Origin of the sequence: Kaistella chaponensis (genome assembly GCF_900156725.1) — a bacterium.
Taxonomy (GTDB): Bacteria; Bacteroidota; Bacteroidia; order Flavobacteriales; family Weeksellaceae; genus Kaistella; species Kaistella chaponensis.
The window spans coordinates 37652-52537 of sequence record NZ_FTOI01000016.1; the positions used below are offsets into that span (position 1 = coordinate 37652).

The 14886-nt window shown below is 35.5% G+C and carries 13 protein-coding genes and 1 tRNA gene; 6 read left to right on the forward strand and 8 right to left on the reverse strand.

Going from position 1 to position 14886, the window contains the following annotated elements; genetic code table 11:
• Positions 1 to 4: 4 nt before the first annotated feature.
• From BW932_RS13110 to BW932_RS13120, 3 genes are all read left to right on the forward strand, one after another.
• Entirely contained in the window at positions 5 to 1807 is a 1803-nt protein-coding gene (locus BW932_RS13110; protein WP_245820748.1) for a POTRA domain-containing protein, read from the forward strand.
• A 255-nt stretch (positions 1808 to 2062) separates the two neighbouring features.
• Complete coding sequence (gene recF, locus BW932_RS13115; protein WP_076388321.1) at positions 2063 to 3169, forward strand: DNA replication/repair protein RecF; 1107 nt, start codon at positions 2063 to 2065, stop codon at positions 3167 to 3169.
• Positions 3166 to 3456 (forward strand): hypothetical protein, encoded by a 291-nt coding sequence (locus tag BW932_RS13120; protein WP_076388323.1) that lies wholly within the window; start codon positions 3166 to 3168, stop codon positions 3454 to 3456. The genes recF and BW932_RS13120 overlap by 4 nt, the downstream gene beginning before the upstream one ends.
• Here BW932_RS13120 and BW932_RS13125 read toward each other — a convergent pair.
• The 3 genes from BW932_RS13125 to BW932_RS13135 are packed head-to-tail and all read right to left on the reverse strand — an operon-like array spanning position 3434 to position 7234.
• Positions 3434 to 5470 (reverse strand): recombinase, encoded by a 2037-nt coding sequence (locus BW932_RS13125; RefSeq protein ID WP_076388325.1) that lies wholly within the window; start codon positions 5468 to 5470, stop codon positions 3434 to 3436. The genes BW932_RS13120 and BW932_RS13125 overlap by 23 nt on opposite strands.
• A gap of 17 nt (positions 5471 to 5487) precedes the next feature.
• Positions 5488 to 6132, reverse strand: a complete 645-nt coding sequence (gene mtgA / locus BW932_RS13130) for a monofunctional biosynthetic peptidoglycan transglycosylase (RefSeq protein WP_076388327.1) — start codon at positions 6130 to 6132, stop codon at positions 5488 to 5490.
• Positions 6133 to 6187: 55 nt separating this feature from the next.
• On the reverse strand, positions 6188 to 7234 hold the full coding sequence (locus BW932_RS13135) for an ABC transporter substrate-binding protein (protein WP_076388330.1): 1047 nt from the start codon (positions 7232 to 7234) through the stop codon (positions 6188 to 6190).
• A 45-nt stretch (positions 7235 to 7279) separates the two neighbouring features.
• Between BW932_RS13135 and BW932_RS13140 the strand changes: the two genes are divergently transcribed.
• Positions 7280 to 7353 (forward strand) — tRNA-Arg (locus BW932_RS13140).
• A 30-nt stretch (positions 7354 to 7383) separates the two neighbouring features.
• Here the strand turns inward: BW932_RS13140 and prmA are convergent.
• From prmA to BW932_RS13155, 3 genes are all read right to left on the reverse strand, one after another.
• A complete protein-coding gene (gene prmA, locus BW932_RS13145; RefSeq protein ID WP_076388332.1) occupies positions 7384 to 8211 on the reverse strand; it encodes a 50S ribosomal protein L11 methyltransferase in 828 nt (275 codons plus the stop codon).
• Positions 8212 to 8409: 198 nt separating this feature from the next.
• Positions 8410 to 9441, reverse strand: a complete 1032-nt coding sequence (locus tag BW932_RS13150) for a glycosyltransferase (RefSeq protein ID WP_076388377.1) — start codon at positions 9439 to 9441, stop codon at positions 8410 to 8412.
• A gap of 79 nt (positions 9442 to 9520) precedes the next feature.
• A complete protein-coding gene (locus BW932_RS13155) occupies positions 9521 to 10684 on the reverse strand; it encodes a THUMP domain-containing class I SAM-dependent RNA methyltransferase (RefSeq protein WP_076388334.1) in 1164 nt (387 codons plus the stop codon).
• 90 nt (positions 10685 to 10774) lie between these two features.
• Between BW932_RS13155 and BW932_RS13160 the strand changes: the two genes are divergently transcribed.
• Both BW932_RS13160 and BW932_RS13165 read left to right on the forward strand, forming a co-directional pair.
• The gene (locus tag BW932_RS13160) at positions 10775 to 11521 is read left to right on the forward strand and encodes a class I SAM-dependent DNA methyltransferase (RefSeq protein WP_076388336.1); all 747 of its coding nucleotides are present in this window, start codon (positions 10775 to 10777) and stop codon (positions 11519 to 11521) included.
• 9 nt (positions 11522 to 11530) lie between these two features.
• Positions 11531 to 12223: a ZIP family metal transporter gene (locus BW932_RS13165; RefSeq protein ID WP_076388339.1), complete on the forward strand. Its 693-nt coding sequence runs from the start codon at positions 11531 to 11533 to the stop codon at positions 12221 to 12223.
• Positions 12224 to 12296: 73 nt separating this feature from the next.
• Here BW932_RS13165 and BW932_RS13170 read toward each other — a convergent pair whose 3' ends face one another.
• Both BW932_RS13170 and BW932_RS13175 read right to left on the reverse strand, forming a co-directional pair.
• Positions 12297 to 13703: an OmpP1/FadL family transporter gene (locus BW932_RS13170; RefSeq protein WP_076388341.1), complete on the reverse strand. Its 1407-nt coding sequence runs from the start codon at positions 13701 to 13703 to the stop codon at positions 12297 to 12299.
• A 34-nt stretch (positions 13704 to 13737) separates the two neighbouring features.
• Positions 13738 to 14763: a hypothetical protein gene (locus BW932_RS13175; protein WP_076388343.1), complete on the reverse strand. Its 1026-nt coding sequence runs from the start codon at positions 14761 to 14763 to the stop codon at positions 13738 to 13740.
• Between the last annotated feature and the right edge of the window lie 123 nt (positions 14764 to 14886).

Consider the following 14886-nt stretch of genomic DNA (forward strand, 5'->3'; position numbering starts at 1 on the left):
CCCATTGCAATCTAAATTTATTTTTCCTTTAATTCTAATCTTATTCGGTATTTCTTTGTTTTCTTCACAAGAGAAAAAGGATTCGATTTATACCAAAATCGAAAATTTTTCAGATCAGAGAAAATCCACCAAATTCATTCACCGCTTCATCTTTCGGCGAGAAGCAGATTCGGTTTCAGTGGAATCGCGAACCAAAGAACATTCGCAAAATGTCTATAATGGAAAAATAATCAGAAATATTGTGATCAAAACAATTGATCCGTTTGGATATAAGATTTCTGATAAAAATTCAAATGCTACATGGTACGATCGTCTTGCAGACCACATTCATATTGATTCTAAAAAATCTACCATTCAAAATTATCTTCTTTTTAAAAAAGGAGAACCGTACAATGCTCAAAAATTATATGAATCTGAACGAGCTTTGCGAAACTTTCGGTTTGTGAATCGAGTAAACATCAGTATTATCGACAGTACTGCTACGAAAGATTCTGTGGATGTGATGGTAAAAGTTTTAGATTCCTGGAGTTTGAAACCAAGCTTAAGCATCTCCGGAAGTAAGATCGGCGCAGGAATTACGGAAGAAAATCTTCTGGGTTTAGGACATGAAATTAGTTTTTTGTATGAGAATGATTTTAAAGAAAAACAGAACAAAATCTACGGAAGTTATACCGCCTATAATATGTTCGGAACCTTTATCGATGCTGGAATTTCTGCAGAACAGGACTTTTTAAAAAATGAAAAAATTACTTTCAGTGCTCGACGGGATTTATTTTCTCCACTCACGAGATGGGCGGGAGGATTTACCTTTGAATATTTCATGCGAAAAGTTTTGATGCCCGTGGAAAACACCGATATTTTCCCTGAAGTTCAGATCAAGGTGTACAATCAAGATTTATGGGGCGGTTATCAGTTTCCTGTGTTTTTCGGTGACCGCACTGAAATATCCAGGAATATCGCAGTTTGGGGACGATTTCAGAATTACCAGTACAAAGATCGCCCGATTACCGATTCGCAAAACTTCTTTGCAACCTACAACAGTTTTTTAGCCTCCGCAAGTTATGTAGAAAGAAAATTTTCGGTTAAAAAAAATATCTTCCAATACAATCTACCAGAAGATATTCCTTACGGAAAATCGTTTGGGATTACGTCGGGTTTAATGAAAAGAAGCACTAAAATAACGCCGTATGCTGGAATTTCTGCAGCCGTGGGAAGTTTTATCAATTGGGGATATTTTACGGTAAAAGCCGAATATGGAAGATTTTTTAATGAAGCCACTGAAAACAGCGATTCCTTTCGATTTGAAGGCGCATACTTTACCAATTTGCACGCTTTGAAATTCGGCAAAGTGAGACATTTCTTTTCTCCAACTTTTGCGTGGGGTAGCGAAATGTACAATTCTACTTACAAAGACCGTATTACCATCTCTAACCAAAACGAATTCCCGACTAATAGCGGTGATTTCATTGGTACAAAAAAATTAATATTGAGATATCAAACCCAATTTTACATTAATAAAACCTGGAAAAACTTCCACTTCAGTCCGTACAGTATTGTCGCTTTAGGTTGGCTTTCGCAAACTAACCAGAAATTATTCTCTGCGAAAACAAATTCCAAATTCGGGATTGGTGTGATCATTAATAATCCGTATTTGGTTTTCAATAACATTAAGGTTTCCTTGGTGTATTATCCGAATGTACCTTTTGATAACAAACCTGCATTTGACTTCAACAGTTATCGCAACGATATGATTCCGATTAATTCATTTGGAACCGACATTCCGCATTTTGTAAATTTTGATCATTAATATTTCAAAGGCTTTTCTTAAGGCATTCTAAAATGAATTTTTTACCTTTACCGAAATTTCGAGCGATAGAAAATAGTACATTTCTGAAAAGTAATTCGAGCAGAATAATCCATGAAATTTCCGAACGAAATCAGATTTAAAATCTTGGAAATTGGTAATTGCTTAGAATATAAAATCCGCTCTGAAAACTATTTTTATCATTTCATTTTGGGAAAATTATCAAAACCCTGAAAAACTCGAAAACATTTTAGGATTATGATTATTAAAAAATTAACCCTTATCAACTTTAAAAATCATTCCGAACGCAGTTTTGATTTTTCACCTCAAATAAACGGTTTCGTCGGAAATAATGGCGTCGGAAAAACCAATATTCTCGATGCGCTTCACTACTTGTCGGTTGCAAAAAGTTTCTTGGGCAATACCGACTTAAATAATATCAGAACCGACGAAGACTTTTTTGTCATCGAAGGAACCATTGATGACGGCGAAAAGCAAAACATCATAAAAGTTCAGCAACCAAAAGAGGCAAAGAAAATCATTAAAAAAAATGATAAATCTTATGATCGAATTGCGGATCACATTGGTTTTCTACCAAGCGTCATGATTTCACCGTATGATTCGAATTTAATTTCAGATTCAGGGGAAAGTCGGCGACGATTTTTGGATGCAATGATTTCACAAACCGATTCTGAATATCTTTTCAACCTCATTCAATATCAAAAAACGGTTCAGCAACGAAATGCACTGCTTAAAAGTTTTGCAAAAAACAGATATTTCGATGCTGATAATTTAGAAATTTACAACCAGCCATTGGTAAAATTCGGCACGAAAATATTTCAGAAAAGACAGCAATTTATACAGTCTATTTTGCCTTTAATTCAGAGTTATTACGAAACGATTTCCAACGCGAAAGAAAAAGTCACGGTGCATTATGAATCTCATTTGCAGGAAGGTTTCGATGAATCGGAACCCGATCAAAAATTGCGGAGTTTACTTGCCGAAAATTTAGAAAAAGACCGAATTTTAACCTACACTTCCAAAGGAATTCACAAAGATGATCTGATCTTTGAAATGAATGGAAATTCATTAAAAAAAATCGGAAGTCAAGGTCAACAAAAATCTTTTTTGATCGCGCTAAAACTTTCTCAGATGAACAGAATTAAAGAACTGACGGGAAAAACGCCCATTCTTTTGCTCGATGATATCTTCGATAAACTGGATGATTCTAGAGTTTCTCAACTGATCGAACTCGTGAATCAGGAACATTTCGGACAAATATTTATCACGGATACCAACAAAGAAAGAACAGAAAATGTGGTAAAAAGGATCAATGAGGAAAGTAAAATCTTCGAACTGTCATGAAAAAAAAGAGAGAATACCAATCTTCCGAACTCGTGAAATCATTTGCAAAATTATACGGTTTTGAAGATAAATTATTGGCTTTTGAAGTAAAGGATTTTCTTCATGAATATTTGAATGATGCCCTTTTTCAGGAAATAGAATCCGTAAATTTGCGCAAGAAAATATTAGAAATAAAAATTAAATCTCCTTTGCTAAAAAATGATTTCAGAATGCGGAAAACATTTTTTCTTAACAAATTTAAGGAACAGTTTCCGGAAGCAGATTTTAGTGATCTTCAGATTTTGTAGCCACTGTACTATCGACCATTTCCTGTGCGCGAATATCTAATGTTTCCGATTTTATTGGCAAGAAAAACCGCAACGGATTCCGCATAAAATACCTGAAAATCTCGCGATAAATTTCTCTTACTTCTCCAAAATTCACCTTTCTCGAACGAAATGCCAAAATCATCGACAACCCAAAACTCACGGCGAAATTAAAAAATCCGATGATAAAAACAGTCGTTATGGTTAAGAAAACAGTGTAATAATCCACATCGAAACCTTTTCCGTAAAATCCTAAAGCTACGTTTCCAGCGGCAAATGTGATGTGTCGGATATCTAAATCTAATCCTAAAAATAAACCAATCGGTCCTGTTATTCCCAGGAAAAAGCCAAACCAAATATTTGATACGATTCCTGGCCAATTTCGGGTGTAATATCCTGAAATGCGTTTTGCTCTTTTTTCCCCAAGAAAATAGTTGAGAAAAGGGTTTTTGGCAATACGTTTAGGGATATGATAAAATACAGAACTGTTCGCGACGTTCCCCGAAATAATCCCGGAAACAAAGAGAAAAAATCCAGCGATACAGGCATGAAAAATCGCTTTTGAATGAAATGGATCTTGATCCTGAAGCAACTTGGTCGCTTTTTCAGCTGCAAAATTTTGTTGAAAAAGAACATCTAACCCATAAATCAGAATGAGAGCTACAGGAAAAGCAAGCCAAACATTTCCCATAAATGCAATAAATTGAGTCCGGAAAACCTTGGAAACCAAATGCGCGAAATCAACATAATTTTTATGCGTATTTTCTCCTTCTGAAAGCACTTTAGCCATCGTCGCAGCGGTCATTGCAGGCTGTTTTGTTGCTAAAGTAAAATTCATCAGAAAAATCATGGTAAAACCCATCGCGTAGTTAAAAGCATACAATATGGCGTGCGAAAAATCACTTCCAGGAAGAGAACCAAAAAATAATTTCAGAACCACAAGACAACCAACGATGATTCCACCACCACTCGCTTTCAAAAACATTTGCAGGTAATCCCGACGACTCGAACTAATGTAATGCGTGCCGGTTTGCGCCGTGTGATTGGTAATGAGATGAGACATCAAAGTCGTGCTGTCTGCAATCAAATCCCGCAGATTAGTCTTGTGAGATTTATACTCTAAAATATTGAAAAACAGCTGTTTGGATTTCACAACCGGTTCTTCATTTTCAACCACAACCATTACGTCCAGAATTTCATACATCCGGTCGAGTTGTTGTCTTATTTTGAGAAGTGATTGGTTAATTTTACCAGAAATTCCGTATTTCGATGCATTTTTGAAAGCCAGATTCACAAAATCTAAACCTTGTTGCAGATAAACCTTGATCTGCTTATAATGCTCATCTTTGGTGGAAAGTGAAAAATCGGGATTGCTTTTATAATTTTCATTCAGAATATCGAGCTCGTTTTGAAGAGCTACCAAAGGATTATCGAACTTTTTATATTCGGGTGCCATATTCACCACTTCAACATCCATTGCGTTTCCGATAACGCGCCATGCTAAAATATTCATTGCGAAAAGCAGTTCCATTTTTACCTGATGATGCGTAATGAAATCATCGATTTCCAACAATTTAAAAAATGCTGATAATTGCTCTTCTTTTAAATTTCTAAAATATTGAAGATCCCGCAAAGGTCTTACCGAAACAGTGTCGACTAAAAACCAAATGGTATTTTCGTTTTCAACTGCAGGTAAAATTTTATTCAGAAGCCTTTTTTTAAATTCCGGGTAAAAAGCATTCTCGGATAGAATATTAGCTTCGGTCAATGATAAGTTAAATTCCTTATCCTTGAAGATGTTATGAATGTAGTAACTGAAATTTTTGGTGATTTCGTGATTAGTCCGCAAAAAACCCAGAATTTCTTCGAAATCATTTTGCCGAAGATTTCGAATTAACTCAGAAAGTGGCTCCAATGATTTCGTCTCGTTTCGGAAACTGAAATATTGTTCCAGCAAAGTTTTAATATCGGTTATTTTTTGACTATAAATTGGCATAATGCAACAAAGATAATTTATTTCAAAGTCACATTATTCATTTGGCGCATAATCCAGTTGTGCTTTTTGTTTAGATATGCTGAAGGATTTTTCGGGTCATATTTTGCTGGATTAGGCAAGATTGCGGCAATCCAGGCTGCTTCAGATTTGGTAAGATCATTCGAATTTTTATTGAAATAATAGTGAGCAGCAGCTTCAACACCGAAAACACCGCGTCCCATTTCAATGGAATTCAAATACCTTTCGAGGATTACTTCTTTTCCCCAAATTAATTCGATGATGAAGGTATAGATGGCTTCAAAACCTTTTCGAATATAACTTCTTCCTTGCCAAAGAAAAATATTTTTTGCGGTTTGCTGCGAGATGGTACTTCCGCCGCGTAATTTTTTTCCTTGTTCATTGTGCGCAATGGCTTTTTGAATGGCTTTGTAATCGAAGCCATTGTGACTAAAAAACGCCTGATCTTCTGATGCGATAACGGCTTTTTTCACGTTAGAACCCATTTCATCGTACGAAATATAATCTCGTTCTAATTTCCCGTATTCTATTAAACCATCGATTTGAGTCAGCGTAATGGGAGGATTAAAAAATTTACCCCAAAAAATAAAAAGGATATTCGCCAAAATAATAATAAAAACAAGTCTTTTAATTTTCTTCCACATGGTTGTTTCGTCTGTGAGTAATCAATATTTAATGGTGCAAAAATAGAAATATAATTTACTTCAAAGCTTTCATGTATGTTAAATTGTACTTCGGAAGCAATTCGGAATGAAAAATTTTGATGTAATCTTTCAATACCAAATCAGCTCTAACCACGCCACTTTCGAAGTAATCATTCGATTTTCGCTCCTCTTTTCCGGTCAGCGTATATAATTCTCCGGTGTTGAAAACATTCATTTTGGCGTAGTTTGGATTGATTTGTAGCAATTCTTTTTTGGTTTGATGGTTTCCGACATTAATCCAATATTGTGCTTGTTGAGATTTTGCAAATACTTCTTCAAAACTCATGGGAACTGCTTTAAAATCAGGATTTCCAGCATTGATGTAACTTGCATTTGCATCCAAAACAAAGGCTGCCAAATTGGATTTTCCACCGGGCAAAAACCATTCATTTCCGTACATTTCGTTCGCCAATACGCTTGGTTTAACGGATGAGCTTTGAGCCAGAATTTTTAGCGAATCATAGGAATTCTTTATTTCGTTAAATCTTACAGTGGCTTCTTTTTGAACCCCTAAAAGTTCGCCGATGACAAGTAAATATTTTGATTTTTCTAAAGGATTTTGCTCTAAATATTCATCCAGAAAAATAATTTCTATGCCGTTTTTCTTTATTAAATCGTAGGTATTATCGAAGCTCGCAATATAATTGGTAAAAATTACATCTGGTTTCAAAGCGATTATTTTTTCTAAATCATACTTCTGTTCATTACCGATGTTTTGAATTTTTCCTTCTTTTAATAATTGATGAATTTTTTTAGAATAAACATATTCCGGGCTCGAAATTCCGATGATCTTATTTTCTAAAGAAAGTTCTGTAAAATACCCTACCAAACTTGCATTGAGCAGCATTATTCTTTTAAAAGGCAGTTTTGAAGTGGGAATTTTATAATTAAATTTTCCAGATTTTAATTTCAAAAAATGGCCATCACTTTTGATTTCAACATTTTGCGATATTTTTTGCCAATCGTTTTGCTCTAATTTGGTTTCTTTTTTACAGGCAAAAAGCAAAAAAATGAGAAAAAATAATAAAAAATAGCGTTTCATTTTTGGGGTGGGATAAAAAATTGTTATATTTGCAGACCGAAAAACGGCTTCGTGGCGCAACTGAATAGCGCACCTGATTACGGCTCAGGAGGTTACTGGTTTGAATCCAGTCGAGGTCACTGAAAACCTAGCAATTTGCTAGGTTTTTTTTATTTCTCCAATAACAGAGAAACCCATTCTTCTCGTTGCAATTTCTTTTGCAAAGTTAAATTTTGAGCCGTACAAACTTCCAAAATATCATCTACATCGAAGAAACACAAACCGGAAAGGAGTAATTGTCCACCAGAATTTAAAACAGAAACATAGGTTGGAATATCTGAAATTAAAATATTTCTGTTGATATTCGCCAAAATAATATCGAAGTTTTCGCCTCCTAAATGTTCTGCTGTTCCCTGCGAAATTTCTAGTTCTACGCTATTTCTCGCCGCATTTTCGATGGAGTTTTCTACCGACCATTCATCGATGTCGATTGCAACGGTTTTTCCGGAACCTTGTTGTTTTGCGAAGATGGCCAAAACTGAAGTTCCACAACCCATGTCTAAAACGGTTTTATTTTCGAAATCTATGTCGAGCATTTGTTGGATCATCAAATATGTTGTGGCGTGATGACCGGTGCCGAAAGACATTTTGGGTTGAATGATGATTTCGTGTGGTAAGTTTTGATTCCCGTGAAATTCTGCACGAATAGAAACTTTATCTTCAACATTTATGGGTGAAAAGTTTTTTTCCCACTCTTCATTCCAGTTGATATTGGGCATTTCTTGAAAGGTATAAGAAATCTGGATTTCTGGATTTTGAAGCAAATGAACTTCTTTGAGTTCTTCTTCTTTGAATGTTTCTTTTTGAATATAAGCCAAAATTCCGTCGTGTTCTTCGGTAAAACTGTCGAAACCGATTTCGATGAGTTCTGCCATCAAAATTTCGTTCCAAGGTTGAAGAGGCTCTATTTTAAAATTAAATTCTAGATAATTATTCATGTAAAAACTTTTTGCAAAAATAGGGTTTTTAAGCGAAAATTGCGACCCGACCTGAGTGGAGCTCTTTTTTATTTTTTTTGGGTGGAAAACCCTTTCAGCGTTCCAAACGCTGAAAGGGTTGCGCGTTGGCAAAAAAATAAAAAAAGCGGGAACGGAGGGCGGTCCCGATTGCTATCGGGATGTGCGCCCAAATAAAAATTAGGATTGATGAAAATGTGAAGGAAATGCTTCTTCAGGTTTTTGGCGGAAAATATTGAGTAAAATCCAGGATTTTAGAAAACCGTAACCATACGAAAACATTTGAATATAGGTAGAAATAATCGCCATTGCAGCGATGCTGATATTTTTGGTTTGAAGCAAAGCATGGAAAAATACGACAAAAGTATAAAGACCATAAAATCCTAAAATAATGCCTTTTTGGAAGAAAAAATATTCTATAAAACCTAAAAGATAACCAATCAAAAAAAATGAAGGAAAAGCAAATGATATTTTGACAAATTTTGGGTGACGCTGATTCAAAATCGGACGAGCGCAACCAAACTGATACACTTGTTTGGAGAATTTCCCGAAATCGACGCGACGTTTGTGATACACTCCGATATTGTCGAAAAATGCTGTGGTGAAAGAGTTTTCCCACAATTTCATGGAAAGATCTGGATCTTCGCCAATGCGCATTTCGGAAAAACCACCCACTTTTTCGAAAGCCGATTTTCTTACGCCCATGTTGAAACTTCGTGGTTGGAATTTGGTGACGGCTGTTTTACTGCCCCGAATTCCGCCTGTTGTAAAAACGGAAGTCATGGAATAGGAAATGGCTTTTTGCATGAGATTGAAACCTTTGTGGGCTTTGTCTGCACCACCAAAAGCGTCACACGGAATTTCGGTAAGATTTTTTTTGATATTTTGAATGTAATCCGTTTCGACAATCACATCGGAATCGACGAAAACGAGCCAGTTCTCCCGATAGTCCCGAAAGTTTTCGGGATCGGGATTCGCTCGTTTTGCACCGTAATTTCGGGATAAACCGGGACCGGAATTGTCTTTTCGAAAGAATTCTATCTTTAAACTTTCCTGGAAAAGTTCTGCAGTTGGACGTAAATTGATCAGCGAACCATCATCGACAATAATCACCTCAAAATCTTTATCGGTTTGATGAGATAAGGAATTGAGGAGTTCGAAAAGTTCGTCTTTTCGGTTGTAGATGGCGATGATGATTGAGATGGTGTTCAATGTGATGATTTGTTGATTTGTCGATGTGATGATTTGATGATTGAAAATCATCTCATTAACACCTCAAAACATTAGCAAATTATTTACCTTCTAATTTATGAATTTTCTTCGTTCCTTCATACATTTCGAATTGAAGGAAACGACATTCTAACTTTCCATTATAAAGTTTGATTCTTCTTGACGGTCTTAAACCGACTTTTTTCATGGCATCTAAATCGGAGGAAATGAGCCAAGCTAAAGTGTTTGGATAAGATTTTTTGAAGGTGTCGCCTATTTTTTTGTAAAATTGGTCATCATTAATTTCAATTCTTTCGTCATAAGGCGGATTGAAAACCATTAATAATGGAAATAAATCTTTCTTCGATTCGAAAAAATCTTGTTCTTTTACTTCGATTATATCTTCCATTTCGGCGGATTCGATATTAATTCTAGACGCATGCAACATGTTGGAATCGATATCATAACCAACAATTTTTCCGGTGAATTCGCGAACACGATTCAGTCGAACTTCTTTGATGGTTTTAAATAATTCTTCGTCATAATTCAACCAGTTCTGAAATCCGAATCTTTTGCGGAAGGTTTGAGCTGGTAAATCCATGGCGATCATGGCTGCTTCGATGAGTAAAGTTCCGGAACCACACATTGGATCGAGGAAATTTCCTTTTCCGTCCCAACCTGCGAGTTGCAACATTCCGGAAGCGAGAACTTCGTTGATGGGCGCTTCACCCTGCTCTTTTCTATACCCTCTTTTAAATAAAGCATCGCCGGAAGAATCCAAAGAAATGGTCACCAATTCTCGATCGATATGAAGATGTAATTTGATCTCAGGTTGTTGCGTATCTACGCTTGGTCTTTTGTTGTATTTGAATTTAAAGAAATCAACGATCGCATCTTTCATTTTTTGAGACATGAATTGCGAATGCGAAAATCGATCCGAATAAATCGTTGTATCAATGGCGAAAGTTTGATCAACTGTCATAATTCCATCCCACGGAAAATCGAAAAGTTTATCATAAAAACGATTGTCGTCCCAAGCTTTGAAAGTAAGAACGGGAACAAGAATCTTCAGTGCAGTTCTTGCCGAATAATTAATTTTATAGAGAAATCCTAGATCTCCTTCGCAATTCACGGCGCGGTTTTTCACTTCTACATTGGTTCCACCGAGTTTTTTGATTTCTTCTGCTAAAATTTCTTCGAGACCGAAAAAAGTTTTGATCTGTATTTTAATATTTTCTGTATCCATAATTCATTATTGGCACACTCTGTTTGGCTTTGGTAAAAACCTCCGATCAAGTTGCTCAGTTATTTCGGCAAATTTAGTTAATTTTGCACAATGGCATGGTTTGAAACTTGGTTTGATACTCCTTATTATCACATTCTTTATAAAGATAGAGATTTTGCAGAAGCAGAAAACTTCATTACTCTATTAATCAACTACTTAAATATTCCTAAAGATTCTAAAATTATAGACTTAGCTTGCGGAAAAGGGCGACATTCTGTTTTTTTGAATCAATTGGGTTATGAAGTTTTGGGTTTAGATTTGTCGAAAGAAAGCATTTCGCACAACAAAAAGTTTGAAAATTCAGGTTTAAAATTTGCGGTTCACGATATGCGAAACGAAATTTATCCACAAATTTCCAGCGAAAAAGCAGATGCAGTTTTTAATCTTTTTACCAGTTTTGGCTATTTTGAAAAGGAAGAAGATGACAAGAAAATTTTTCAATCAATCTCTAATATCTTAAATGATGGTGGTTTTTTTGTTTTAGACTTTCTGAATGCAAAATGGGTAGAAAACACCTTGCTTAAGGAAGAAATAAAAACAAAAGAAGGAATAGAATTTACAATTAAAAAGAAAATTGAAAACCAACACATCATTAAAGACATCAGTTTTACAGATAACGGACAACGTTTTGATTACTTTGAAAAAGTAAAACTCCATACTTTAGACGCAATAAAAAATTATGCGGAGGAATTTGGTTTTGAAAGGGTAAAAATCTTCGGTAATTATCAGCTAAGTGATTTTGATCTGGAAAATTCACCACGCTGCATCAATGTTTTTCGAAAAAGGCAACAAAATTAAGGCGAAAGGATGATTATTTTATTATTAATTTTAAGCGTTCTGATTGGCGTTTTTCTGGGGAAATTTTTTGGAGAACGGGAGAAGTTTGCGAAAAATCTTTTGATCGTAAGTGCAGGATTTTTAATTACCATTTGTTTGAATGAGGTTTTTCCTGAAGTGTATTCTGGGGAACATCACAATATCGGAATTTGGGTAATTGGTGGTGTCTTATTGCAAATGTTGCTCGAAAATTTGACCAAAGGATTTGAACACGGTCATTTCCATCATCATACAGAAGGGAAAAACATCCTTCCTTTGGCTTTAATGGTTGGACTTTTCGTTCATGCATTTTTGGAGGGAATTCCTTTAGCCAATGAAAAGGAGCTGTTGAGTCCCTATCTTACGGGGATTTTGGTTCATAACATTCCTATTTCTTTTATTCTTGGCGCTTTTTTGGTTAAAAACAAATCGTTCTCGGCTTCCTCTTTTTTAATTATTGCACTCTTTGCGCTTGCTTCACCGCTTGGATTGCTGTTGGGAAAATATTTCGATCCTAACTTAAAAGTTTATTTCCTTGCTTTAGTGGGTGGAATTTTCCTTCATATTTCCTCGGTGATTATTTTTGAAAGCAACAAGAATCACAATGTTGACTGGCAGAAAATTGGATTTGTTACGCTCGGAATTTTGCTTGCTATGACAGGTCACCTTTTTCATCAACATTAAAAATTTAGACCTAAAAAAAAAGCCCCGAATTTCTTCGAAGCTTTGATTTAAGAATTTAAACGGGTTTTCAATTTTAAAATTTCCAACCTAACGTAATAAAGAAATTATCTTTTTTATTTTTCACCTTCGATACAATGGATGAATCTGAATTGATGACATATTGATCGGAGAAATAACCAGTATTTTTCGCAAAAGAACCTTGAATGAAAGGACTGCTATATTCTGAAGTTATATTTTGGTACGCTGCATCAATATAAAATGATTTGAAATCATACCCAATTCCGGCACCAATTGTATTTCTTTTACCACCAAATAAGTTGTTATAAGTAGTATTTGCCGCTCCACCATTATCTTGAACGGAACTGATCTGCATGCTATTGAAGGGGTTCGAAGCAAAAGCGTACCCACCTCGTAATCTGAAATCACTGATTCTGTACTCTGCACCTACTTTTATTTCAGAAAGATTCTTGGCGTTGTTTGATATCAATTGATTTAAATCGGTTTCTGCAGGTCCTTCTACTGTATATTTGGCTTTTGTAAGTCCTAATGAATAATCAACATTGATCGCGAAGTTTTTATTTGCGACAAAAGCTGCACTTACTGTAGCTTTCAATGGTGTAGAAAGGTTTCTACTCTCTGAGTAAGTTCCATCGCCGGATGCAGAATTTGCATATTCAGAATAAATCCGTTCAATATTCCACCAAGTTGGAGATTCAAGCGAGGCGCCAACTCTTAATTGATGATTAATTTTACCGATGATTCCGAGTGTTGCAGAAAAACCATTGGATGTTTCTGAAAATGGAGTGTATTGCTTGTTATAAACATCGGTAATGTTTGTTTTATCCGTAAATGCGGCGGTATCATATTGATCTACCGCTGCGCTATGAAAATTCAATCCAGCTCCGACATAGATTCTATTATCGTAATTACCACCAAATCCGACCGACATTTTAGATAGATTTCCGTATCTGTTGTAGGCATGTCCGGCGAAAGAAAGATTGTCTATTACAGCACCAGTATTATCTTCAATATCATATACTATATTGCTATTTCCGGGAGTTTCAGAATAATCTTCAATGGACTGATTAGAATAATTAACTGCAACGTTTACAAATTTCCAAGGAGAAGTCGAATCTAATTGAAAAGCTGCGATTCCGCCGGTGTTTCCTAAATTGGTCTTGTTAACTTTGTAGTCTAAAGTACTTCCACCATAGGAAGTTTTATTGGTATTACTTTCGATAAATAGAGTTCCGGAAAATTCACTCGCTATACTTACGGCGATACCCGCAGGATTTGAATTGAGGACAGAAACATCTCCACCTAAAGCTCCCATCGAGCCGGCCATCGAGTTATATTTTGAAGAACCATTCAGAGATGAATTAGAGTAGACTTCTACCGTGTTTCTAATTGTTGAAACATCTTGAGCATTTGCAAAATATGCAACAGAGATACTCAAAACCAGTAAGGATTTTTTGACCATTTTCTTAAATATTATTAAAATGAATTTTTAACTATTATCTTCTAAATCCACCACCTCCAGAAGATCTTGTGGATCCAGAATTTGAGGAACCACTGTTTCCCGAATTAAATCCACCGCTGGAGTTACCTGATCTGAAACCACCACCATCATTGCTTCTAGTAGGTTGTTGATAGGTTGGAGCATCTTGTCTCGGTGAATTGTTTGGTCTCGGCGAATTGTACGGTTGAGATTGTGTTCTTATTCTAGGATCTGTGCTATTTGGCGTGTTGTATCTAGGATTTTGATTGCCGTTATTTATTCTTGGAGAATTGTTTCTTGGCACATCATTTCTGAAACCGCCTGAATTATTATTGTTATTTCTAATACCTGTATTGGAAGGGTTATTTCTAAAACCTGAATTTTCCGAATTGTTTGATCGTACATTGTTAGAAGAATTTCGTCTATTGTTAAACGAACCATCACTGCCACTTCTTTTATTTATGAAACCTCCATTATAACTGTTGTAATATCCATTACCATAAGGACTGTAACCATAATAAGGATTATAGTAGCCATAATAAGGGCTGTAGTAACCATAGTAAGGATTGTGGTACCCATAAAAAGGACTGTAATACCCATAATATGGATTATAACCCCACGGATCATACATTCCGCCAAAGCCGAAAGATGAACCCCAACCGAAACTCATTCCAAAACCAAAACCTGAATAAAAACCATAAGGATAACCCCAAGAAGAATCATTATAATAGGTGTCTGTACCATTGTAAGTCCCCCAATCAGAAGTGGAATTATCTCTCCAATTTTCATTCCTGTTGTCTGTATTCAAATATTTATTGGTACTGTCAGTTGCTTGATAATCATAATATTCGCCTACTCTATTTCCGCTGTTCATCACAGTTCCTTCCGGTAACGTATCTCTGCTTGGATCGTAATATACTCCATCGGTCTCAGTGTAACCCATTTGACTACCGCAGGACATTAAGAGTAATCCACCCGCAACTGCCAAAAGCCCATTGGATTTCAGCAAATTGACTAAGTTTTTAAAAGTAATTTTTTTCATGATAAGGTGAAAAGTTTAATTTAATTTATATTTGCAATTTATACCAAAAGTATACCAATTAAAACGGATAAATTTTGAGTAAAATTACGCTTTTTAGATTAGATTCAAAGAGCTTCACTAAGT